16 protein-coding genes and 1 tRNA gene are annotated in these 23,088 nt (G+C 68.9%); 13 read left to right on the top strand and 4 right to left on the bottom strand.

The window, feature by feature from the left end:
* The first annotated feature begins 1 nt into the window (after position 1).
* From hutC to H0X95_RS20010, 9 genes are all read left to right on the top strand, one after another.
* On the top strand, positions 2–697 hold the full coding sequence (gene hutC / locus H0X95_RS20050) for a histidine utilization repressor (RefSeq protein WP_006488107.1): 696 nt from the start codon (positions 2–4) through the stop codon (positions 695–697).
* 39 nt (positions 698–736) lie between these two features.
* Complete coding sequence (gene hutU / locus H0X95_RS20045; RefSeq protein WP_006488101.1) at positions 737–2,425, top strand: urocanate hydratase; 1,689 nt, start codon at positions 737–739, stop codon at positions 2,423–2,425.
* Positions 2,426–2,427: 2 nt separating this feature from the next.
* Positions 2,428–3,039, top strand: coding sequence for a HutD/Ves family protein (locus H0X95_RS20040; RefSeq protein ID WP_059721197.1), 612 nt, complete (start codon positions 2,428–2,430; stop codon positions 3,037–3,039).
* A 4-nt stretch (positions 3,040–3,043) separates the two neighbouring features.
* Entirely contained in the window at positions 3,044–4,267 is a 1,224-nt protein-coding gene (gene hutI / locus H0X95_RS20035; RefSeq protein WP_006488078.1) for an imidazolonepropionase, read from the top strand.
* A gap of 196 nt (positions 4,268–4,463) precedes the next feature.
* Positions 4,464–5,840: a formimidoylglutamate deiminase gene (locus tag H0X95_RS20030; protein WP_059721198.1), complete on the top strand. Its 1,377-nt coding sequence runs from the start codon at positions 4,464–4,466 to the stop codon at positions 5,838–5,840.
* Positions 5,841–5,899: 59 nt separating this feature from the next.
* Positions 5,900–6,697 (top strand): N-formylglutamate deformylase, encoded by a 798-nt coding sequence (gene hutG / locus H0X95_RS20025; protein WP_059721199.1) that lies wholly within the window; start codon positions 5,900–5,902, stop codon positions 6,695–6,697.
* Positions 6,698–7,427: 730 nt separating this feature from the next.
* Positions 7,428–8,234, top strand: a complete 807-nt coding sequence (locus tag H0X95_RS20020; protein WP_006488099.1) for a gamma-glutamyl-gamma-aminobutyrate hydrolase family protein — start codon at positions 7,428–7,430, stop codon at positions 8,232–8,234.
* A gap of 12 nt (positions 8,235–8,246) precedes the next feature.
* A complete protein-coding gene (locus H0X95_RS20015) occupies positions 8,247–9,584 on the top strand; it encodes a glutamine synthetase family protein (protein ID WP_006497799.1) in 1,338 nt (445 codons plus the stop codon).
* A 28-nt stretch (positions 9,585–9,612) separates the two neighbouring features.
* The gene (locus H0X95_RS20010) at positions 9,613–11,007 is read left to right on the top strand and encodes an aspartate aminotransferase family protein (protein WP_196446147.1); all 1,395 of its coding nucleotides are present in this window, start codon (positions 9,613–9,615) and stop codon (positions 11,005–11,007) included.
* 116 nt (positions 11,008–11,123) lie between these two features.
* Here H0X95_RS20010 and H0X95_RS20005 read toward each other — a convergent pair.
* Both H0X95_RS20005 and H0X95_RS20000 read right to left on the bottom strand, forming a co-directional pair.
* Positions 11,124–11,198, bottom strand: a tRNA-Val gene (locus H0X95_RS20005).
* A gap of 98 nt (positions 11,199–11,296) precedes the next feature.
* Positions 11,297–12,199: a LysR family transcriptional regulator gene (locus tag H0X95_RS20000; RefSeq protein ID WP_006497802.1), complete on the bottom strand. Its 903-nt coding sequence runs from the start codon at positions 12,197–12,199 to the stop codon at positions 11,297–11,299.
* A gap of 173 nt (positions 12,200–12,372) precedes the next feature.
* On the opposite strand from H0X95_RS20000, the gene H0X95_RS19995 reads away from it, so the two are divergent.
* The 3 genes from H0X95_RS19995 (at position 12,373) to H0X95_RS19985 (ending at position 16,852) form a co-directional block, all read left to right on the top strand.
* Entirely contained in the window at positions 12,373–14,142 is a 1,770-nt protein-coding gene (locus H0X95_RS19995) for an acyl-CoA dehydrogenase family protein (RefSeq protein WP_196446146.1), read from the top strand.
* Positions 14,139–15,350, top strand: coding sequence for a CaiB/BaiF CoA transferase family protein (locus H0X95_RS19990; protein ID WP_006497805.1), 1,212 nt, complete (start codon positions 14,139–14,141; stop codon positions 15,348–15,350). Before H0X95_RS19995 ends, H0X95_RS19990 begins: the two co-directional genes overlap by 4 nt.
* Before the next feature lie 89 nt (positions 15,351–15,439).
* Positions 15,440–16,852 (top strand): MFS transporter, encoded by a 1,413-nt coding sequence (locus H0X95_RS19985; RefSeq protein WP_006485508.1) that lies wholly within the window; start codon positions 15,440–15,442, stop codon positions 16,850–16,852.
* Positions 16,853–17,113: 261 nt separating this feature from the next.
* Here H0X95_RS19985 and H0X95_RS19980 read toward each other — a convergent pair whose 3' ends face one another.
* Complete coding sequence (locus H0X95_RS19980; protein WP_006478357.1) at positions 17,114–17,389, bottom strand: oxidative damage protection protein; 276 nt, start codon at positions 17,387–17,389, stop codon at positions 17,114–17,116.
* A 53-nt stretch (positions 17,390–17,442) separates the two neighbouring features.
* Complete coding sequence (gene argA, locus H0X95_RS19975) at positions 17,443–18,822, bottom strand: amino-acid N-acetyltransferase (RefSeq protein WP_006485509.1); 1,380 nt, start codon at positions 18,820–18,822, stop codon at positions 17,443–17,445.
* A 23-nt stretch (positions 18,823–18,845) separates the two neighbouring features.
* Between argA and hrpA the strand changes: the two genes are divergently transcribed.
* Positions 18,846–23,054, top strand: coding sequence for an ATP-dependent RNA helicase HrpA (hrpA, locus tag H0X95_RS19970; protein WP_059722834.1), 4,209 nt, complete (start codon positions 18,846–18,848; stop codon positions 23,052–23,054).
* Positions 23,055–23,088: the final 34 nt, after the last annotated feature.

The raw sequence follows: 23,088 nt of genomic DNA, 5'->3' as shown, positions 1-23,088 counted from the left end.
GATGAGTGCGCCGGTCTACCAGGAGATCAAGGATTTCATCCTGGCCCGCATCCATGCCGGCGAGTGGGAGGAGGGCGACCAGGTGCCGTCCGAGAACGAGCTGGCGCGCGAGTTCAAGGTGGCGCGCATGACCGTCAACCGCGCGCTGCGCGAGTTGACGGCCGAGCAGGTGCTCACGCGCATGAAGGGCGCGGGCACCTACGTCGCGCGGCCGAAGTACGAGTCGACGCTGGTCGCGATCCGCAGCATCTCCGAGGAAGTCGGCGCGCGCGGGCATGCGTACCGCGCCAGCGTGCTCGGGCTCGACACGATCCGCGCCGACGATGCCCTCGCCGACGAGATGCAGGTGGCCGTGCGCACCAAGCTGTTTCATTCGCAGGTGCTGCACTTCGAGAACGACGAGCCGGTGCAGCTCGAAGAACGATGGGTGAATCCGGCGGTCGCGCCGGATTACGCCGAGCAGGATTTCACGAACACGACGCCGAACCTGTACCTGATGCGCGCGGCGCCGCTGCAGCGCGTCGAGTACCGGATCGAAGCGGCGGCCCCGGCGCCGGAGCGGCGCGAGCAGCTGCGGATGGACGACGTCGAGCCGTGTCTGGTTTTACATCGGCGCACCTGGTCGCAGGGCGTCGTCGCCTCGGTGGCGAATCTGTGGCATCCCGGCAGCCGTTATCGCTTCACCGGGCATTTCTGATTCCTATTTGATAGTCATTTTCCTTCGGGAGCAGTCGTCATGAACCATCCGAAACACATCGATCCCCGTCTCGATCCGACGCGCACGATCCGCGCGCCGCGCGGCAGCGAGAAGACCTGCAAGACCTGGCTGGCCGAAGCGGCCTACCGGATGATCCAGAACAACCTCGACCCGGAAGTCGCCGAGCATCCGCATGCGCTCGTCGTGTACGGCGGCATCGGGCGTGCTGCGCGCAACTGGGAATGCTACGACCAGATCCTCGCGTCGCTGAAGGATCTCGAGGAAAACGAAACGCTGCTGATCCAGTCGGGCAAGCCGGTCGGCGTGTTCCGCACCCACAAGGATGCGCCGCGCGTGCTGCTCGCGAACTCGAACCTGGTGCCGCACTGGGCGAACTGGGATCACTTCCACGAGCTCGACCGCAAGGGCCTGATGATGTACGGCCAGATGACGGCCGGCAGCTGGATCTACATCGGCAGCCAGGGCATCGTGCAGGGCACCTATGAAACCTTCTTCTCGGTCGCGAACCAGCACTTCAACGGCGATCCGTCGGGCCGCTGGATCCTGACGGGCGGCCTGGGCGGGATGGGCGGCGCGCAGCCGCTCGCCGCGACGATGGCCGGCTTCTCGATGATCGCGGTCGAATGCGACGAGACGCGCATCGACTTCCGCCTGAAGACCCGCTACGTCGACAAGAAGGCGACGACGCTCGACGAAGCGCTCGCCATGATCGACGAAGCGAAGCGCACCGGCAAGCCGGTGTCGATCGGCCTGCTCGGCAACGCGGCCGACGTGTTCCCGGAACTCGTCAAGCGCGGCATCACGCCGGACTGCGTGACCGACCAGACGAGCGCGCACGACCCGATCAACGGCTACCTGCCGCAAGGCTGGACCGTCGCGCAATGGCGCGAAGCGCAGAAGGTCGATCCGCAGAGCATCGTGAAGGTTGCGAAGCAGTCGATGGCCGTCCAGGTGCGCGCGATGCTGGCGCTGCAGGAACGCGGCGCGGCGACGCTCGACTACGGCAACAACATCCGCCAGATGGCGCTGGAAATGGGCGTCGAGAACGCGTTCGACTTCCCGGGCTTCGTGCCGGCGTACATCCGCCCGCTGTTCTGCGAAGGCAAGGGTCCGTTCCGCTGGGTCGCGCTGTCCGGCGATCCGGAAGACATCTACAAGACCGACCAGAAGGTGAAGGAGCTGATCCCCGACGATCCGCACCTGCACAACTGGCTCGACATGGCGCGTGAGCGCATCGCGTTCCAGGGCCTGCCGGCGCGGATCTGCTGGGTCGGCGTGAAGGATCGCTACCGCCTCGGCCAGGCGTTCAACGAGATGGTGAAGAACGGCGAACTGAAGGCGCCGATCGTGATCGGCCGCGACCACCTCGACACCGGTTCGGTCGCGAGCCCGAACCGCGAGACGGAATCGATGAAGGACGGTTCGGACGCCGTCAGCGACTGGCCGTTGCTGAACGCGCTGCTGAATACCGCGGGCGGTGCATCGTGGGTGTCGCTGCACCATGGCGGCGGCGTCGGAATGGGCTTCTCGCAGCACTCGGGCGTCGTGATCGTCGCCGACGGCACCGCCGACGCGCACGAGCGTCTCGGCCGCGTGCTGCTGAACGATCCGGCCACGGGTGTGATGCGCCATGCGGATGCCGGCTACGAACTCGCGCAGCAGACGGCTCGCGAAGCCGGCCTGAAGCTGCCGATGCTCGGCCGCTGAGCATGACGGCGCTCGACCAGGCGCCGCTGCACGCAACGATGATCCGCGCGGCGGATCTCGTTGCGTCGCCGTGGAAGAACGGCGGCGGCGTGACGCGCGAGATCGGCGCGTTTCCGCCCGGCGCGGCACTCGATGCGTTCGCGTGGCGCGTGAGCGTCGCGGACGTCGGCACGGCCGGCCCGTTCTCGCGTTTCGACGGGATCGACCGCACGCTCGTGCTGCTGTCCGGCGCGGGCATGACGCTCGCCGAGGCGGGCGGCCCGCGGCACGTGCTCGACGCACCGCTGGCCCGTGCGGATTTCGCGGGCGAGACGGCGATCGACGCGACGCTGCACGACGGCGCGACGCGCGACTTCAACCTGATGACGCGCCGTTCGGCCGCGCGTGGCACGCTCGACGTGTGGCGCGCGGGGGCTCACCGCCTTGCGCCGGCCGATACCGTGCTGCTGTTTTGCGCGGCCGGTGCGGTGGGCGTCGACCTCGACGGCACGCACTACGCGCTGCAAGACATGGACACGTTGCGGCTCGACGGGCCGCGGCGTGCGTTTGACGTCGTCGTGAGCGGAGGCGGCGCGCTGCTCGCCGTCTCGCTTGCCGTCGGCGAACGAGACTGAACGCATGAAACCGACTGTCTGGCATCACCTGAGGCTGTGTCCGCACGGCCATCCCGACGAGACGATCGACGACGCGGCGATCGCCGTCGACGAAACCGGCACGATCGCGTGGCTCGGCGCGCTGTCCGCGCTGCCGCACGGTTATGCGCACTGGCGGCGCGAGGACCTGCACGGCGCGTGGGTGACGCCGGGCCTCGTCGACTGCCATACGCATCTCGTGTACGGCGGCACGCGTGCCGACGAGTTCGCGCAGCGCCTCGCGGGCGTCAGCTACGAGGAAATCGCGCGGCAGGGCGGCGGGATCGTGTCGACGGTGCGCGCGACGCGCGCGGCCGACGAGACGACGCTGTTCGTGCAGGCCGCCGCGCGCCTGCAGCCGCTGCTCGCCGAAGGCGTGACCGCGATCGAGATCAAGTCCGGCTACGGGCTCGACCTCGCGAGCGAGCGCAAGATGCTGCGCGTCGCGCGCCAGCTCGGCGAACGCTTCCCGGTCACCGTCCATACGACCTTCCTCGGCGCGCACGCACTGCCGCCCGAATATGCGGGGCGCGCGGATGCGTACATCGACGAAGTGTGCGACCGCATGCTGCCGACGCTGGCCGACGAAGGGCTCGTCGACGCGGTCGACGTGTTCTGCGAACGCATCGGCTTTTCGCTCGCGCAAACCGAGCGCGTGTTCGAGGCCGCGACGCGGCGCGGGCTGCCGGTGAAGCTGCATGCGGAGCAACTGTCGAATGCGGGCGGGACGGCGCTCGCCGCGCGTTACCGTGCGCTGTCCGCCGATCACCTCGAATTTCTCGACGAAGCCGGCATCGAGGCGATGAAGGCGGCCGGCACGGTCGCCGTGCTGCTGCCCGGCGCGTACTACTTCATCCGCGAAACGCAACTGCCGCCGATCGAGCTGCTGCGCAAGCACGGCGTGCCGATCGCGCTCGCGACCGATCACAACCCGGGGACGTCGCCGCTCGAATCGCTGCTGCTGACGTTGAACATGGGCTGCACGCTGTTCCGCATGACGGTGCCCGAGGTGCTGCAGGGCGTCACGCGCCATGCGGCCGCGGCGCTCGGCCGCGCGGATCGCCACGGCGCGCTCGAGGTCGGTCGCCAGGCCGACTTCGCCGTCTGGTCGGTCGGCTCGCTGGCCGAGCTGGCGTACTGGATCGGCCGGCCGCTGTGCGAACAGGTCGTACGCGGCGGCACGACCGTGTTTCGCCGGATGAACGGATAAGTTTGGCGACGGATCGGGCCGGGTCGTGACGGACCCGGTCCGGCCGACGTTTTGCATGGGACCGGACCCGGCGCAACGGCGCACTCCGGTCGATCGCCGCGAGGCAGGGGCAAGCGCGACGCGCTCGCGCCTGCCGGCCGCGGCACCGGACCGGACGAGACGCTGATGCGCCTGAACCGGTCGATAAGGACTCGCAATGACCGACACCCTGTTGTTCGCGGACCATGCCTACCTGCCCGATGGCTGGCGCCGCAACGTGCTGCTGCGCTGGGACGCGAGCGGCACGCTGACCGACGTCACGCCCGACACCGACGCGCCGGCAGGCGTCGCACGCGCGGCCGGGCCGGTGCTGCCCGGCATGCCGAACCTGCATTCGCACGCGTTCCAGCGCGCGATGGCGGGGCTCACCGAATACCGCGCGAATCCCGCCGACAGCTTCTGGAGCTGGCGCGACCTGATGTACCGCTTCGCGCTGAAGATCACGCCCGACGCGCTCGCGGCGATTGCACGCTGGCTGTATGTCGAGATGCTGAAGTGCGGCTACACGTCGGTGTGCGAATTCCACTACGTGCATCACGCGCAGGACGGCTCGCGCTATCCGCAGATCGCGGAGCTCGGCACGCGCGTGGTCGATGCCGCGCGCTCGGCCGGCGTCGGCATCACGATGCTGCCCGTGTCGTACCAGTTCGCCGGCTTCGGCAACAAGCCGCCGCGCGACGACCAGCGCCGCTTCATCAACACGCCCGACGGCGTGCTCGAACTGCTCGATGCGATGCGTCGCGCGGCGCCCGAGCATGGCGGGCTGCGCTACGGCGTCGCGCCGCATTCGCTGCGCGCGGTATCCGAAAACGGATTGCGTGCGCTGCTCGAAGGATTGCCCGACGATGCGCCGGTGCATATCCATATCGCCGAGCAGACGGCCGAAGTCGACGACTGCGTTCGCGCGTACGGCGCACGCCCCGTACAATGGCTGCTCGATCGCTTCGACGTCGATGCGCGCTGGTGTCTCGTGCACGCGACGCACGTCGACGCGGCCGAGACGGCGGCGCTCGCGAAGCGCCGCGCGGTCGCCGGGCTGTGCCTGACGACCGAAGCGAACCTCGGCGACGGCGTGTTCCCGGCCGTCGACTATCTCGCGCAAGGCGGCGTGATCGGCATCGGTTCGGACAGCCACGCGTCGGTCGACTGGCGCTCGGAGCTGCGCCTGCTCGAATACGGGCAGCGGCTCGTGCACCGCGCGCGCAACGTGCTGGCAAGCGACACGCAGGCGCACGTCGCCGATCGCCTGTTCGATGCGTCGCTCGCGGGCGGCGCGCAGGCGAGCGGGCGACGCATCGGCGCGCTGCGCGAAGGTTGTCGCGCCGACTGGCTCGTGCTCGATCCCGATCACCCGGCGATCGCCGAACATGGCAGCGCGGCATGGCTGTCGGGCATCGTGTTCGCCGAGCACGGCGAGACGCCGGTGCTCGACGTCTACACGGGCGGCGAGCGCGTCGTGAGCGGCCGCCGCCATCGCGACGAAGCCGCCGCGTATGCCGACTACCGCGCCGCGCTGGCGCAACTGCTGCGCTGACGCGCGGCAACCGGCGCACGCCGCATGCGTGCGCCGGCCGACTCTTACGGTGAGGCGACATGACTGAACAACCGGCTGTATTCACGCTGAAGCAGGGCACGTTGCCGCTGCTGATCTCGATTCCGCACGCAGGTACGCACATCCCCGACGACATCGCCGCGACGATGACGCCCGACGCGCGCTTCGTCGACGATTGCGACTGGCATCTCGAGCGGCTGTACGGGTTCGCGGCCGATCTCGGCGCGTCGATCCTCGTGCCGTCGCACGCGCGTTACGTCGTCGACCTGAACCGTCCGCCCGACAACGAGAACCTGTATCCGGGGCAGGACACGACGGGGCTCGTGCCGGTCGATACGTTCGACAAGGCGCCGCTGTATCCGGCGAACGCGCTGCCCGGCAACGACGAGATCATGCGTCGCCGCGACCGCTACTGGGTGCCGTATCACGACGCGCTGCAACGCGAGATCGCGCGGCTGAAGGGCGAACACGGCCGCGTGCTCGTGTGGGAAGCGCATTCGATCCGCTCGCACGTGCCGCGTTTCTTCGACGGCCGCCTGCCGGACTTCAACTTCGGCACGTCGAGCGGCGCGAGTGCGGCGCCGGGCCTCGCGGAGGCACTGGCCGCGCGCGTGCTCGCGCACGGCGGCTATACGGCCGTCGCGAACGGGCGCTTCAAGGGCGGCTACATCACGCGACACTATGGCGTGCCCGATACCGGCGTCGAGGCCGTGCAACTCGAACTGTCGCAGATCACCTACATGGAGGAGACGCGTCCGTACGCGTACGACGAAGCGCGTGCAGCGCGGATCGCGCCGCTATTGCAGACGCTCGTCGAAACCGCACTCGCGTATCGTTGAGCACGGGCCGCGTCCATGCGGCGGCGCGGCGCGACGATGCGTGCCGCCCCGCCGGCACGTACCAGGCAAGCCGATGCAACGCACAAAACGGCATCGATCCGCGCGATCGATGCCGTTTTTTTTTCGTCTGATCGATATCGTCGTCCGCCCCCCGAAAAGTTGACGCAATTTTTAGGTGATATAAGCTGAATGTCAGGAAGTCGTCACGCGCGCACCGGCGGCGAGGCCCTCGACGATGGCCGTGCTACGCCGAATCCGTTGCGAGACATCTTGCTGACGTGTCGCCACGCGGCATTGCGACACGTGTCCTGCGTCCATCAGTCAGTCGAGTACGATCGTGAAAGCCGCCAGCCCTTCGATACGCCGGACCCGAAGTCCGTCGGCGGGCGCGCCGCCTCAGGCCGGGCCGAACCGGCATGCTGACCGCGGCACGCGCGCCGCCCCGTTACGCGAGCCTCGCTTCTTCGCCATTTCTCATCGCGGCCCGCGCCGCTTCAATCTCGTGACCGCGCACCTGTGCAGCGCGGTGCAGTGCGACGGCAGCGCATCGTTGTTGCCCTAGCGTCCCTTTCCGCTTCCGTCCCGGGCCGTACCGCCTGTTGCCGCGGCATCCGCGCGGCAGGATCGCGCCTGCGCCTGCGCGGCGGGATGGCACGCGCGTGCGGCGTACCCGCGAACCCGCCTCGTTGCGCGCGCAAGCATGTCGCGCGCCATTACCGGAGAGACGCCGATGCGCGCACGACCGATCGTAGCCGTCACCGCCGACCGCATCCTGCGCGGCGCCCATCCAAACCACACGGCGGGCGAGAAGTACCTCGCCGCCGTCGTCGACGGCGCCGGCGCGCTGGCGTTCGTGCTGCCCGCGCTCGGCGCGCGGCAGCCGGCCGACGCGATCGTCGCGGCAATCGACGGGCTGCTGTTGACCGGCAGCTATTCGAACGTCGAACCGCATCATTACGGCGGCGCCGCGAGCGCGCCCGACACGCTGCACGATCCGGCGCGCGATGCGACCGCGTTGCCGCTGATCCGCGCGGCGATCGACGCGGGCGTGCCGGTGCTCGCGATCTGCCGCGGCATGCAGGAGCTGAACGTCGCGTACGGCGGCACGCTGCATCAGCGGCTGCACGCGACGACCGGCTTCGACGATCATCGCGAACGGCCGGCCGATCCGCTCGAGCGGCAGTACGGTCCCGCGCACGTGGTGCAACTCGCGCCCGGCGGTCTGCTGCAGCGGGTCGCGCGCGGTGCGCACGAGGCGACGGTCAACTCGCTGCACGACCAGGGCATCGCGCGTCTGGGCGCGGGGCTCGCCGTCGAAGCGAGCGCACCCGACGGGCTGATCGAGGCCGTCAGCGTGCGCGGCGCGCGTGCGTTCGCGCTGGGCGTGCAGTGGCATCCCGAATGGCGCTACGCAGAGCAGCCGCTGTCGCGCGACATCTTCGCGGCATTCGGCGCGGCGTGCCGCGCGCACATGACACATCGCATTCATGCGACCGGCGGCGCGATGCCGTCGCCGGCCGCATCCGACATCGACTGAACGAGGCCGATCATGCAACCCGAACTGAGCGAATTCCTGCGACAGCACCGCATCACCGAAGTCGAGGCCATCATTCCCGACATGGCCGGCATCGCGCGCGGCAAGATCATTCCCCGCAACAAGTTCGAATCCGGCGAATCGATGCGCCTGCCGCAGGCCGTGATGGTGCAGACCGTCACCGGCGACTATCCGGAGGACGGCACGCTGACCGGCGTGACCGATCCCGACATGGTGTGCGTGCCCGATCCGTCGACGATCTGCCTGATCCCGTGGGCGGTCGACCCGACCGCGCAGGTGATCCACGACTGCGTGCACTTCGACGGCTCGCCGGTCGAGATCTCGCCGCGCTACGTGCTGCGCCGCGTGCTCGACCTGTACGAGGCGAAGGGCTGGAAGCCGGTCGTCGCGCCCGAGCTGGAGTTCTACCTGGTCGACATGAACGCCGATCCCGACCTGCCGCTGCGTCCGCCCGTCGGCCGCACCGGGCGGGCGGAAACCGGCCGCCAGTCGTATTCGATCGAGGCCGTCAACGAGTTCGATCCGCTGTTCGAGGACATCTACGAATACTGCGAAATGCAGGGCCTCGACATCGAGACGCTGATTCACGAAGTCGGCGCCGCGCAAATGGAGATCAACTTCGTGCACGGCGACGCGCTGCCGCTCGCCGACCAGGTGTTCCTGTTCAAGCGCACGGTGCGCGAGGCCGCGCTGCGTCACAACATGTACGCGACGTTCATGGCCAAGCCGATGGAAGGCGAGCCGGGCTCCGCGATGCACATTCACCAGAGCCTGGCCGATGCGCGCACCGGGCGCAATTTGTTCGCCGACGAAGGCGGCGCCGTGTCGCCGCTGTTCCACAGCTACCTGGCGGGACTGCAGAAGTACACGCCGGCGCTGATGCCGATCTTCGCGCCGTACATCAATTCGTACCGCCGCCTGTCGCGCTTCATGGCCGCGCCGATCAACGTGCAGTGGGGCTACGACAACCGCACGGTGGGCTTTCGCATTCCGCAGTCGAGCCCCGTCGCGCGACGCATCGAGAACCGGATTCCGGGCGTCGACTGCAATCCGTATCTGGCGTTCGCGGCAACGCTTGCCGCCGGCTATCTCGGCATGACGCAACAGCTTGCGCCGACCGAGCCGATCGCATCGGACGGCTACGACCTGCCGTATCAGCTGCCGCGCAATCTCGAGGAGGGCATCTCGCTGATGGCCGCATGCGAGCCGCTCGCCGGCATTCTCGGCGACAAGTTCGTGAAGGCCTACCTGGCGTTGAAGGAAACCGAATACGAAGCGTTCTTCCGCGTGATCAGCTCGTGGGAACGCAGGCATCTGCTGCTGCACGTGTGAGCGTGCGGCGCTGTTTGACGGAGAAGACATGACCGATCGAAACGAAGCTTTTTCGCCGCGCTCGACCGCCGATTTTCGCGCGCTCGACGCCGCGCACCACATCCATCCGTTCTCGGACATGGGCGCGCTCAATCGTGCCGGCAGCCGCGTGATCGTGAAGGCCGACGGCGTCTACCTGTGGGACTCGGACGGCAGCAAGGTGATCGACGGGATGGCCGGCCTGTGGTGCGTGAACGTCGGCTACGGGCGCAAGGAACTCGCCGACGCCGCGTATCGCCAGATCCAGGAACTGCCGTTCTATAACACGTTCTTCAAGACCACGCATCCGCCGGTGATCGAACTTTCCGCGATGCTCGCGGAAGTGACGCCGGCCGGCTTCAATCACTTCTTCTATTGCAACAGCGGCTCGGAAGGCAACGACACCGTGCTGCGTCTCGTGCACCAGTACTGGCGCGTGCAGGGCAAGCCGCAGAAGAAATACGTGATCTCGCGCAAGAACGGCTATCACAGCTCGACGATCGCGGGCGGCACGCTCGGCGGGATGGGCTACATGCACGAGCAGATGCCGTCGAAGGTCGAGCACATCGTGCACATCGACCAGCCGTACTTCTTCGGCGAAGCGGCAGCCGGCGAAACGCCCGAAGCATTCGGCCTCGCGCGCGCGCAGCAGCTCGAAGCGAAGATTCTCGAACTCGGCGCGGAGAACGTCGCGGCTTTCATCGGCGAGCCGTTCCAGGGCGCGGGCGGCGTGATCTTCCCGCCGTCGACGTACTGGCCGGAAATCCAGCGGATCTGCCGCAAGTACGACATCCTGCTGGTCGCCGACGAAGTAATCGGCGGTTTCGGCCGTACCGGCGAATGGTTCGCGCACCAGCACTTCGGCTTCGAGCCGGATCTGATCACGATGGCCAAGGGCCTCACGTCGGGCTACGTACCGATGGGCGCGGTCGGCATTCACGAGCGCGTCGCGCGCCCGATCATCGACAACGGCGAATTCAATCACGGCCTCACGTATTCGGGTCACCCGGTGGCAGCCGCCGTCGCGGTCGCGAACCTGAAGCTGCTGCGCGACGAGGGCATCGTCGAGCGCGTGAAGACCGACATCGGGCCGTATTTCCAGCGCCGGCTGCGCGACGCGCTGGGCGACCACCCGATCGTCGGGGAGATCGCGGGAGCCGGACTCGTCGCCGGCGTTCAGCTGGCGCGCGACCGGAGCCGGCGCGAGCGCTTCGGCGCGGACGTCGATATCGGTACGATCTGCCGTGACTTCTGCTTCAACGGCAACCTGATCATGCGCGCGACCGGCGACCGGATGCTGCTGTCGCCGCCGCTCGTGATTCGCGAGGCGGAGGTCGACGAGATCGTCGACAAGGCGAAGCGCGCATTCGACGCGACGGCGGAGCGGGTGGGGCGCGCACGGTAGCCGGTAGCTGCGTGCGGACGTGGGCGTCGTATGACGTGGCGCCCGCGTCGCTCGGGGCATGCGCGATGCCAAAACGAAAAGGGCCTGCGTCGTGAGACGCAGGCCCTTGAATTCTTTGGTGGGCGGTACTGGGATCGAACCAGTGACCCCTGCCGTGTGAAGGCAGTGCTCTACCGCTGAGCTAACCGCCCAAAGAAGAATCAAATTATGTCAGAGATTTTGGGGCTCGTAAAGCCCTTTCTGCAAATTTTTTCAAATAGCCGCAAGCACCGGTTCGCGAGCCGCGCGCTCAGCCCGCGAGCGCGGGCAGCGCATCGATCGACGCGCGTACGTAGCCGGCAAAGCGCAGCGCCACCGGTTCGGCGGTGCCGCTGCGTTTCAGCGCGAGCGTGCGCGATTCGAGCGACGCATCCTTCAGCGGCAGGAACGCAAGCCGGTCGCTTTTCGCCTGCTGCAGCACGCGCGGCACCAGCGCGATGCCCATCCCGAATTCGATCATCGACAGGATCGTCTGCCACAGCCGCGCCTCGTGACGGATCAGCGGACTGAATCCCGCGTTCACGCACTGCGCGATGATCAGGTCGTGATAGTGCGGTGCGGCGTCGCGCGGAAACAGGATGAACGGTTCGGTCGCGAGCGTGGCGAGCGCGACCTGCCTGCGCCGCGCCAGTGGATGCGCGGCCGGCAGGCAGCACACGAACGGCTCCGCATAGACGGGCACCGATTCCACCTCGGGCGGGAAGTGGCCCCAGTGCGCATAGCCGAGATCGATCTGGCCACGCTGGATCGCCTGTACCTGCGCGTGCGTGTTCATCTCGCTCAGCACGACCTCGACGCCCGGATAGTCGGCCTCGAAGCGCCGCACGGCGTCGGGCAGCCCGCGATACAGCATCGAGTGGACGAAGCCGATCCGCAGCCGGCCCGCGAGCCCCGATGCGGAGCGCACCGTCAGGCGCTCGGCTTCGGCCGCCTGCAGCAGCAGCCGGCGCGCTTCGCCGAGCAGTACCTCGCCCGCATTGGTCAGCGCGACCGTCTTGTTGGTGCGCGAGAACAACTGCACGCCGAGCGCGTCCTCGAACTTGCGGATGTCGAAGCTCAGCGCCGGCTGCGAGATGAACAGGCGCTTCGCCGCGCGCCCGAAATGCAGCTCCTCGGCGACCGCCACGAAGTAGCGCAACTGCCTCAGTTCCATGGTGTCTCCTCCCGGCGTCGGCATCGATAAGCAATATCTATCGTACCGGACAAATCCTGTATTGGACGCTTATCGATCGCGCGCCTACGCTCTGCGGGAGGCTTGACGCAGGATCGGCCGGACGCCGCGGCGCGCGGCCCGGTCGCCGCGCAGGCAACCCAGGAGACGCATGCATGAACGACACCGCTCGCACGCCCGACACCGCTCGCACGCCCGACACCGGCGCATCCAATATCCCCGACAGCCGGGGCATCAATTTCTTCACCGTCGACCCCGATTTCGGCGCATTGCTGAAGCTGCATCTCGGCGATGCGCGCTATGCCGAACTCGAGCCGCGGCTGCACGCGCTCGGCGCGCGCGTGTCGGGCGAACTCGACGAATGGGCGTCGCGCGCGGACAAGCATCCGCCCGTGCTCGAGCATCGCAACCGGCGCGGCGAGGCCGTGCAGCGGATCGACAAGGACCCGGCGTACGTCGCGCTCGAACGCGTCGCGTATGCGGAGCTGGGGCTCGCGTCGCTGAGCCACGGAGCCGAAACCGTGCCGCCGCTCGTCAAGTACGCGCTGACGTTCCTGTTCGTGCAGGCGGAATTCGGGCTGTGCTGCCCGGTCAGCATGACCGATTCGCTGACGCGCACGCTGCGCCGCTTCGGCGATCCCGCGCTGGTCGCGCGCTACCTGCCGATGCTCGCGTCGCGCGACTTCGACACGCTGTACCAGGGCGCGATGTTCATGACCGAGCAGGCGGCCGGCTCCGACGTCGGCCGGATCGCGACGCGCGCGACCTGCGAAACCGACGTGCACGGCGAGACCGTCTGGCGGCTGACCGGCGACAAGTGGTTCTGCTCGAACGCGGACGCCGATCTCGCGATGGTGCTCGCGCGGCCCGACGGCGCGCCGGACGGCATCAAGGGCCTCGCGCTGTTCCTGCTGCCGAAGACGCTGCCGGACGGCACGCGCAACCGCTACCGGATCGTGCGGCTGAAGGACAAGCTCGGCAGCCGTTCGATGGCGAGCGGCGAGATCGCGCTCGAAGGCGCGCAGGCGTACCTGATCGGCGAGATCGGCCGCGGCTTTCACCAGATGGCCGACATGATCAACATGTCGCGGCTGTCGAACGGCGTGCGCGCGGCGGGGCTGATGCGGCGCGCGCTGAACGAAGCGCTGCACGTGGCCGCGCATCGCGAGGCGTTCGGCCGCAAGCTGCTCGAGATGCCGCTGATGCAGCGCCAGCTGATGAAGATGCTGCTGCCGGCCGAGGCCGCGCGCGCGATGTTCATGCAGATCGCGCTGCTGCTGCCGCAGGCCGACGCGGGCGACGAGCAGGCCGCGCGCTGCGTGCGGATCCTGACGCCGCTGATCAAGTTCCGCGCGTGCCGCGACGCGCGCCGCGTGACGGGCGACGCGATGGAAGTGCGCGGCGGCACCGGCTATATCGAGGAATGGAGCGATGCGCGGCTCGTGCGCGACGCGCATCTCGGCTCGATCTGGGAGGGCACCAGCAACATCGTCGCGCTCGACGTCGCGCGCGCCGCGCAGCGCGAGCATGCGCTCGACGCGCTGCGCACGTTCCTCGGCGATCGCCTGGGCGCGGCGCCGCTGCCCGAGGCGAGCCGCACGGCGTTGCGGCGCATTCTGGCGCGGGCGTGCGACGGGCTCGCGCGGGTCGCTGACGAAGGCGACGACGCGCGTGTGCGGCAAGCCGCGTCCGCGCTGTATTACGCGAGCGCGGCCGTATTGATGGCCTGCGAGGGCGCGCGGCTCGCGCCGGATTTCCGCCGTCTCGCGCTGGCGCACCTGATCGTGCGTCACAAGCTGCTGCCGGTCGATCCGCTCGCGCCGGCTCTGCGCGACGACGAATCGGCCGCGTCCGACGCGCTGCTGCGCGGTCTGCCGGTCGCGCTCGACACGGCGCTCGACCTGCTGCCGGAGGTCGAGCGATGAACGCGACGCGTGGCGCACTGGACGGCCTGAAGGTCATCGACCTGAGCCGGGTGCTCGGCGGCCCGTACTGCACGCAGGCGCTCGCTGATCACGGCGCGATGGTGGTCAAGATCGAGCCGCCCGCCGGCGACGAGACGCGCGGCTGGGGGCCGCCGTTCCTCGGCGACACGGCCTGGTATTTCATGGGCGTGAACCGCAACAAGGAAGGGCTCGCGCTCGACCTGTCGCGCGACGAAGGGCGCGCGATCCTGTGGCGCCTGCTCGAGGAAGCCGACGTGCTCGTCGAGAATTTCAAGCCGGGTACGCTCGCGCGCTGGGGGATGGACTACGCACGCGACCTGCAGCCGCGCTTTCCGCGCCTGATCCACTGCGCGGTGACGGGCTTCGGCGACGACGGCCCGCTCGGCGGGCTGCCGGGCTACGACGCGGTGATCCAGGCGATGGCCGGGCTGATGAGCGTGAACGGCGAACGCGACGGCGACGCGACCCGCATCGGCCTGCCGATCGTCGACATGGTCACGGGGCTCAACGCGCTCGCCGGCATCCTGCTGGCGCTCGCGGAGCGCGAGAAGAGCGGGCGCGGGCAGTCGATCGACGTCGCGCTGTACGACTGCGGCGTGTCACTGCTGCATCCGCACCTGCCGAATTTCTTCGGCTCGGGTCGCGTGCCGGAGCGCAGCGGCAACGCGCACCCGAACATCGCGCCGTACGACAGCTACCGCACGGCCACCGTGCCGATTTTCCTCGCGGTCGGCAACGACCGGCAGTTCGCGCGGCTCGTCGCGCATCTCGGCGCGCCGGCGCTCGCCGGCGATCCGCGCTTCGTCGACAACCGCAGCCGCTGCGCGCACCGGCCCGCGCTGAAGGCCGAGCTGGAAGCGCGGCTCGCCGCGCACGCATGCGAGCCGCTCGCGCGTGACCTGATGGCGGCCGGCGTGCCGTGCGGGCCGGTGCGCACGGTGGCCGACGTCGCGCACGATCCGCATGCGCTGCACCGCAACCTGTTCGTCGAGATCGGCGCGTATCGCGGCACCGCGTCGCCGGTGAAGCTGTCGCGCACGCCGGCCACCTACCGGTCGGCGCCGCCCGCGCTCGGCCGCGACACGCGCGCGGTGCTCGACCGGCTCGGCGTCGATCGCGCGCTTCAGCAGCAACTGCTCGATGCCGGCGTGCTGAAGACGGCGGCCGGCGAATCGCCGCCCGACTGACACGACGCCGCTGGCCGGCGGCGTGATGCCGGCCACCGGGAAAGGCGCGCGCGAGTCGCGCCCCCGATCACCCCAATATGGAGACATCGATGAGCCGTCCTCAATCCCCGCCCGCCGCACAACCGCGGCCCGGCCGCGCCGCCCTCGCGGCGTTCGTCGGCACCACGATCGAGTGGTACGACTTCTACATCTACGGCACGGCCGCGGCGCTCGTGTTCGGCAAGGTGTTCTTTTCCGGCACGATGGATCCCGGCGTCGCGACGCTGCTCGCGTTCGTCACGTTCTGGGCCGGCTTCGCCGCGCGGCCGCTCGGCGGCATCGTGTTCGGGCATCTCGGCGATCGCGTCGGCCGCAAGACCGCGCTCGTGATCACGCTGGTGATGATGGGGCTCGCGACGACGGGCATCGGCCTGCTGCCCGGTTACGCGTCGATCGGCGTGTGGGCGCCGGCGGGCCTCGTCGTGCTGCGCGTGCTGCAGGGCATCGCGGTCGGCGGCGAGTGGGGCGGCGCGGTGCTGATCGCGAGCGAGAATGCGCCGAAGCATCGCAGCATCCTGTATGCGGCGTTCGCGCAGCAAGGCTCGCCCACCGGCAACCTGTTGGCCACGGCGGCATTCTTCGCGCTGAGCGCGCTGCCGACCCCGTCGTTCCTGATGTGGGGCTGGCGCATTCCGTTCCTGCTGTCGGCCGTGCTCGTGGTCATCGGGATGGTGATCCGGCTGCGGCTCGAGGAGTCGATCGACATGCAGCGCGTGCTCGCGCGCAAGCGCACGGTGAAGCTGCCGCTGCGCGACGTCGTGCGCGACCACTGGGTCGTCGTGCTGCTCGCGGCCGGCACGCTGCCGGTGATCAACGTCACGTATTTCCGCAGCACGTTCGCGCTGTCGTGGGCGACGAAGGAACTCGGCTACGCGCAGGGCACGTTCCTCGGCATCCTGTCGATCTCGCTCGTCGTGCAGTTCCTGATGCAGCCGGTCGGTGCGTGGTTCGTGTCGAAGGTCGACATGCGGCGCGCGATGGGCTGGATCCTGATCCCGGAAATCGTGCTGATGCCCGTGATGTTCCACGCGCTCGCGACGCGTTCGTACTGGGTCGCCGTCGCGGGCATGTGCATCTCGACGATTCCGTCGGCGATGTTCTACGGCGCGGTCGGCGGCGTGCTCGCCCGCGTGTTCCCGGCGAACATCCGCTATACGGGCCTGTCGCTCGCGTATCAGTTGAGCGCGCTGGTCGTCGGCGGCGGCACGCCGGTGCTCGCGCAGGCGATTCTCAATGCGACGGGCAGCATCGTCGGCGTCGCGATCGCGTCGGGGCTGTACGCGCTCGTGTCGCTGGCGTGCATGCTGGCGCTGCTGAACCGCACCGGGTATCGCGCCGACGAGTTGTCGAGCGCCGAGCGCAGCGATGCGGCCGAGTGGGGCACCGAAGGCGCGGGGGCCGATTGTCCGGCCGGCGCGCCGGCGCAGCCCGACGATCGCGGCACGTTGAAACCGGCGGGGTGACGCGGGGAGGCCGGCGCGATTCGGCACGCTGGCGACGCGGTAATTCGGTGAGGCGGCAATCCGCCGGCGCGGTCGCGCGGTAATTCGGCGCTCCGGCGGCATCGCGTGCCGGACCGAGCGTGCGTCGCGCGGCGTCGGCTCGCACCGGATCACGCTTCCCAAAAGCAAACGGCACCGTGCGAGACACGGTGCCGTTTGCCTGGGCGTTGGCTTCACGTCGCGACGAGGCCGGCGCGGCCTGCCGTCGCGAGTCGCGTCGCTTCAGCCTTCCGTCGGCGGCACGTAGCCGGACGCCTGGTCCGCGCCGTCGCCGAAGAAGTACTTCTCGGTCTGCTTCATCAGGTACTGACGCGCGCGCGGATCGGCCATGTTCAGGCGGTTTTCGTTGATCAGCATCGTCTGCTGCTTGAGCCAGCCTTGCCACGCTTCCTTCGAGACGCTCTCGTAAATGCGCTTGCCGAGTTCGCCCGGCAGCGGCGGGAAATCGAGGCCTTCGGCTTCCTTGCCGAGCTTCGCGCATTGGATCATTCGAGCCATTGTGTACTTCTCCTGTAATCGGTGTCTGGGGGGAAGGGCAGTCGTGCCGGTGCTCAGAGCTGCTTCATCAGCACGAGCGACTTGCGCTGCCAGTTATAGAGTTTGCGACGGTCTTCCGGCAGGTCGTCGACGCTGACCTTGACGAAGCCGCGCTTGAGGAACCAGTGCTCGGTGCGCGTCGTGAGCACGAAGATGTGCGTGAGGCCGCGCGCGCGGGCACGCTGCTCGATGCGCTTGAGCAGGCGCTCGCCGTCGCCCGAGCCCTGCGCTTCCGGCGCGACCGTCAGGCACGCCATCTCGCCGATCTTCTCCTGCTGGTACGGGTACAGCGCCGCGCAGCCGAACAGCACGCCGTCGTGCTCGATCACCGAGAAGTGGTCGATGTCGCGTTCGATCTGGTGGCGGCCGCGCCGCACCAGCGTGCCGTCCGACTCGAGCGGCTCGATCAGCGACAGGATGCCGCCGACGTCGTCCGGCGTCGCCTCGCGCAGGCTCTCGAGATTCTCGTACGAGATCATCGTGCCGACGCCGTCGTGCAGGAACAGTTCGAGCAGCATGCTGCCGTCGAGCGACTGCGGGATCAGGTGCGCGCGGGTCACGCCGCCGCGGCACGCGCGGATCGAATGCTTCAGGAAGAACGCGTCGTCGCCCTGGATGTTGCCAGAATCGAGCAGCTCGGCCGCGGCGTCGAGCGACATTTCGCGGACCAGCTCGCCTTCGTCGTCGACGATGCCGGGCCCTTCGGTCAGGAAGATGATCTTGTCGGCGCGCAGCGCGATCGCGGCCGCCGACGCGACGTCTTCCATCGACAGGTTGAACGCTTCGCCGGTCGGCGAGAAACCGAGCGGCGACAGCAGCACGAGCTTGCGGCTCGCGAGCGAATGACGGATCGATTCGGCGTCGATCTTGCGCACGATGCCCGTGTGCGCGAAATCGACCCCGTCGAGAATCCCCACCGGCCGCGCGGTCACGAAGTTGCCCGACACAACGCTGATGTGCGCGTGCGCCATCGGCGAGTTCGGCAGACCCTGGCTGATCGCGGCCTCGATGTCGAGACGCACCTCGCCGGCCGCTTCCTTCGCGGATTCGAGCGCGCGCGCATCGGTGATGCGCAGCCCGTGCGAAAACTCGGATTCGACACCGTGCAGGCTCAACTGCTCCTCGACCTGCGGGCGCGAGCCGTGCACCAGCACGATCTGGATGCCCATCGCCTGCAACAGCGCGATGTCGGACACGAGCGCATTCAGCAGCCCCTGCTGCACCACCTCGCCGCCGAACCCCACGACGAACGTGCTGTTGCGGAACTTGTGGATATAGGGCGCGACGGAGCGCATCCAGTCGACGAACTGCGCGTGGCTGGCGGCCGAATCGTCGGCGGCCGGCGGCGTCGCGGCGCCGGTCTGGGCGGGAGGGAGGTCGGTTTGGGAATTCATGGGCGGGATTATAATGCGCCCCCATGTCGAATGTTTCTAAAAGTCCCGCGCCGACGCGGGCCAATACGCCGTCGGCGCAGCACCCGGATGGTGCGGCCGATGCGCGCCAGCAGCAGGGCCAGCCGCTCCGCCAGCAGCAGGACAAGCCGGCGGGCACGGCGGCACCCGCACCGCGCGGGCCGCGCGGCGACGAACGGCGCGGCGGCGCGCGCCAGCCGGCCGCGAAGGGCGCGCCGCAGGCAACGGGCGAGCGCGCCCCGCGCCGCGAGCGTCCGCCGCGCGCCCCGGTCGCACCGAATCCCGTTCCGCCGATCACGTACCCGGAAAGCCTGCCCGTCTCGGGCAAGCGCGACGAGATCGCGCGCGCGATCGCCGATCATCAGGTCGTGATCGTCTGCGGCGAAACCGGCTCGGGCAAGACCACCCAGTTGCCGAAGATCTGTCTCGATCTCGGCCGCGGCCTCGGCGCCGGCGGCACGGGCCTGATCGGCCATACGCAGCCGCGGCGCCTGGCCGCCTCGTCGACCGGCCGCCGCATAGCCGAAGAACTCGGCACGCCGTTCGGCGAGGTGGTCGGCTACAAGGTGCGCTTTACCGACAATCTCGCGCCGGGCGCGTCCGTCAAGCTGATGACGGACGGCATCCTGCTCGCGGAGACGCAGACCGACCCGTTGCTGAAGGCGTACGACACGCTGATCATCGACGAGGCGCACGAGCGCAGCCTGAACATCGACTTCCTGCTCGGCTACCTGAAGGAAATCCTGCCGAGGCGGCCGGACCTGAAGCTGATCGTCACGTCCGCGACGATCGACGCCGACCGCTTCGCGCGCCATTTCGGCACCGACGCGCGCCCCGCGCCCGTGATCGAGGTGAGCGGGCGGCTGTATCCGGTCGAGATGCGCTACCGCCCGGTGGCCGAGGATCGCCCGGCCGTGAAGAACGCCGAAGGCACGGGCGGCCGCGACCGCGTGAAGACCGCGCGCGAAGCCGAGCGCGACCTGATGGACGCGATCGTCGACGCGGTCGACGAGCTGTGCCGCGAAGGCCCCGGCGACGTGCTGGTGTTCCTGCCCGGCGAGCGCGAGATCCGCGAGGCGGCCGAGGCGCTGCGCAAGCACCATCCGCCGCATACCGAGATCCTGCCGCTGTTCGCGCGGCTCTCGGCGGCCGACCAGGACAAGGTGTTCAAGGCGTCGAACGCGCGCCGCATCGTGCTCGCGACCAACGTGGCCGAAACTTCGCTGACGGTGCCGGGCATCCGCTACGTGGTCGATACCGGCCTCGCGCGCGTGAAGCGCTATTCGTACCGGAACAAGGTCGAGCAGCTGCAGGTCGAGTCGATCTCGCAGGCCGCCGCGAACCAGCGCGCGGGCCGCTGCGGCCGCGTGGCCGACGGCGTCTGCATCCGCTTGTACGAGGAAAGCGACTACCAGGCGCGCGCGCGCTTCACCGACCCGGAAATCCTGCGCTCGTCGCTCGCGTCGGTGATCCTGCGGATGAAGTCGCTGCACCTGACCGCGATCGAATCGTTCCCGTTCCTCGAGCCGCCGCCCGGCCGCGCGATCGCGGACGGTTATCAACTGCTGAACGAACTCGGCGCGGTCGACGACGACAACGCGCTGACGCCGCTCGGCCGCGAGCTCGCGCGCCTGCCGCTCGACCCGCGCGTCGGCCGGATGATTCTCGCCGCGCGCGACCAGCAGTCGCTGCGCGAGGTGCTGATCATCGCGAGCGCGCTGTCCGTGCAGGACCCGCGCGACCGCCCGATCGAAGCGCAGGAGCAGGCCGACCAGGCGCACCGCCGGTTCGCCGACGAGCGCTCCGAATTCCTGCAGTGGCTGAAGATCTGGGCGTGGTTCGAAGAGGCCGTCGCGCACAAGAAATCGAATCGCCAGCTGATCGATGCATGCCGGCAGAACTTCCTGTCGCACCTGCGGCTGCGCGAGTGGCGCGACGTCCATTCGCAGCTGCTGACGGTCGTGCGCGAGCACGGCTGGCGGCTCAACGAAGTCGAGGCCACCTACGAGCAGATTCATCTGGCCCTGTTGACGGGCCTGCTCGGCAACCTCGGGATGAAGGCCGACGACGATCCGCATTACCTCGGCGCGCGCGGCATCAAGTTCTACCTGTGGCCGGGCTCCGCGCTCGCGAAGAAGGCCGGCCGCTGGGTGATGGCGGCCGAACTCGTCGAGACGAGCCGGCTGTACGCGCGCTGCCTCGCGAAGATCGAGCCCGAGTGGGTCGAGAAGATCGGCGCGCACCTGCTGAAGAAATCGCTGTCGGAGCCGCACTGGGAAAAGCGTCCGGCGCAGGTCAGCGCATTCGAGCGCGCGACGCTGTACGGGCTGCCGATCTACCACCGGCGGCGCGTCGCGTTCGGCAAGCAGGACCCGGCGCGCGCCCGCGAGCTGTTCATCCGCGGCGCGCTGGTCGAAGGCGAATTCGACACGAAGCTGCCGTTCTTCGCGCACAACCGCAAGCTGCTCGCCGACATCGAGCAGCTCGAGCACAAGTCGCGCCGTCAGGACGTGCTGGTCGACGACGAACTGATCTACGCGTACTACGACCATGCGATTCCGGAAGGCATCCACACGGGCGCCGCGTTCGAGCGCTGGTATCGCGACGAGGTGAAGAAGGGCGGCCAGGCGGAGGACAAGCAGCGGCTGCTGTACCTGTCGCGCGACGACCTGATGCGTCACGAGGCGGCCGGCGTCACGACCGACCTGTTCCCGAAGCGCGCGACGATGGCGGGTGTCGAAATGGCGCTCACCTATCACTTCGAGCCGGGCACGCCGCGCGACGGCGTGACGCTCGCGGTGCCGCTCTTCGCGCTGAACCAGGTCGATGCGCGCCGTTGCGAGTGGCTCGTGCCGGGGATGCTGAAGGAAAAGGTCCAGTTGCTGCTGAAGTCGCTGCCGCAGAAGCTGCGCCGGCACTGCGTGCCGCTGCCCGAATACGCGGCCGGCTTCGTCGAGCGGATGGGCCGCGAGCGCTTCGGTGCGGGCGGGCTCGTCGAGGCGCTGATCGCCGACGTGCGCGGCGAAACGCAGGTCGCGATGAAAACGGCCGACTTCAAGCTCGAGACGCTGCCCGCGCACCTGTTCATGAACTTCAAGGTGATCGACGAGCACGGCCGCCAGCTCGCGATGGGGCGCAATCTCGCGCAGCTGCGCCAGGAGCTGGGCGCGCAGGCGCAGCAGCAGTTCCAGAAGATCGCGGCGGCGTCGACGATCGCGACCGGCGGCGACGCCGACGCCGGTCACGCGCTCGGCCACGCGTCCGCGTCGGCTGCCACGCCCGCGGTTGCCGCTCGCGGCGCGAAGGCCGGCAAGGGCGCCGCGCCGCAGACGGCCGTCCCGGCGGAAACCGGCGCGACCGCGCTGTACGAAAACCTGACGACGTGGAATTTCGGCAAGCTGCCCGAGTTGCTGGAAATCCGCCGGCGCGGCCAGACGCTGTACGGCTATCCGGCGCTCGTCGACCGCGGCACGCACTGCGACGTCGAGGTGTTCGATTCGCCGGAGGAGGCCGCGCGCATTCACCGGGCCGGCTTGCGGCGGCTGTTCGCGCTGCAGCTGAAGGAGCCGATCAAGTTCCTAGAGAAGAATCTGCCGGGCCTGCGCGAGATGGCGATGCAGTACATGTCGCTCGGCACGCAGGACGAACTGCGCGACCAGCTGATCGACACGGCGCTCGACCGCGCGTGCCTGCAGGATCCGCTGCCCGACGACGACGCGAGCTTCCACGCGCGCCGCGACGAGGGCCGCAGCCGCCTGAACCTGCTCGCGCAGGAAATCGCGCGGCTCGTCGGGCAGATCCTGGCCGAATACGCGGGGCTCGTGAAGAAGCTCGCGCAGGCGAAGCCGTTCGCGCAGGCGCATGCGGATCTGCAGCAGCAACTGGCTGCGCTGGTCGGCAAGCGCTTCGTGATCGACACGCCTTACGCGCAGCTTGCGCATTTCCCGCGCTACCTGAAGGGCATCGCGCTGCGCATCGACAAGCTGAAGGCCGATCCGGCACGCGACGGGAAGCAGTCGGCCGAGCTGCTGCCGCTCGCCCAGCAGTACCAGCGCGCGGTGTCGCAGCGCGGCGGCGTCGCCGATGCGCGGCTCGCGGAATTCCGCTGGCTGCTCGAGGAATTGCGGATTTCGTTGTTCGCGCAGGAACTGCGCACGCCGATGCCGGTCTCTGTCAAGCGTCTGCACAAGGTCTGGGAGTCGATGCAGCGCTAGCGCGGCATCGGTTGACCGCGTCCGCCCCGGCGGC

The sequence above is a fragment of the Burkholderia sp. 9779_493 genome, from assembly GCF_015712215.1.
Classification (GTDB): domain Bacteria; phylum Pseudomonadota; class Gammaproteobacteria; order Burkholderiales; family Burkholderiaceae; genus Burkholderia; species Burkholderia cenocepacia.
This window is presented reverse-complemented; position numbering and strand designations above follow the sequence as displayed.

What these genes read in the sequence shown, in the direction of transcription:
- H0X95_RS20030 (WP_059721198.1), top strand. Translation starts at nt 4,464, where the DNA reads ATGACCGACACCCTGTTGTTCGCGGACCATGCCTACCTGCCCGATGGC.
- H0X95_RS20040 (WP_059721197.1), top strand. Translation starts at nt 2,428, where the DNA reads ATGACGGCGCTCGACCAGGCGCCGCTGCACGCAACGATGATCCGCGCG.
- hutC (WP_006488107.1), top strand. Translation starts at nt 2, where the DNA reads ATGAGTGCGCCGGTCTACCAGGAGATCAAGGATTTCATCCTGGCCCGC.
- H0X95_RS19990 (WP_006497805.1), top strand. Translation starts at nt 14,139, where the DNA reads ATGAACGCGACGCGTGGCGCACTGGACGGCCTGAAGGTCATCGACCTG.
- hrpA (WP_059722834.1), top strand. Translation starts at nt 18,846, where the DNA reads ATGTCGAATGTTTCTAAAAGTCCCGCGCCGACGCGGGCCAATACGCCG.
- hutU (WP_006488101.1), top strand. Translation starts at nt 737, where the DNA reads ATGAACCATCCGAAACACATCGATCCCCGTCTCGATCCGACGCGCACG.
- H0X95_RS20010 (WP_196446147.1), top strand. Translation starts at nt 9,613, where the DNA reads ATGACCGATCGAAACGAAGCTTTTTCGCCGCGCTCGACCGCCGATTTT.
- argA (WP_006485509.1), bottom strand. Translation starts at nt 18,822, where the DNA reads ATGAATTCCCAAACCGACCTCCCTCCCGCCCAGACCGGCGCCGCGACG.
- H0X95_RS19995 (WP_196446146.1), top strand. Translation starts at nt 12,373, where the DNA reads ATGAACGACACCGCTCGCACGCCCGACACCGCTCGCACGCCCGACACC.
- H0X95_RS19985 (WP_006485508.1), top strand. Translation starts at nt 15,440, where the DNA reads ATGAGCCGTCCTCAATCCCCGCCCGCCGCACAACCGCGGCCCGGCCGC.
- H0X95_RS20015 (WP_006497799.1), top strand. Translation starts at nt 8,247, where the DNA reads ATGCAACCCGAACTGAGCGAATTCCTGCGACAGCACCGCATCACCGAA.
- hutG (WP_059721199.1), top strand. Translation starts at nt 5,900, where the DNA reads ATGACTGAACAACCGGCTGTATTCACGCTGAAGCAGGGCACGTTGCCG.
- H0X95_RS20020 (WP_006488099.1), top strand. Translation starts at nt 7,428, where the DNA reads ATGCGCGCACGACCGATCGTAGCCGTCACCGCCGACCGCATCCTGCGC.
- H0X95_RS19980 (WP_006478357.1), bottom strand. Translation starts at nt 17,389, where the DNA reads ATGGCTCGAATGATCCAATGCGCGAAGCTCGGCAAGGAAGCCGAAGGC.
- hutI (WP_006488078.1), top strand. Translation starts at nt 3,044, where the DNA reads ATGAAACCGACTGTCTGGCATCACCTGAGGCTGTGTCCGCACGGCCAT.
- H0X95_RS20000 (WP_006497802.1), bottom strand. Translation starts at nt 12,199, where the DNA reads ATGGAACTGAGGCAGTTGCGCTACTTCGTGGCGGTCGCCGAGGAGCTG.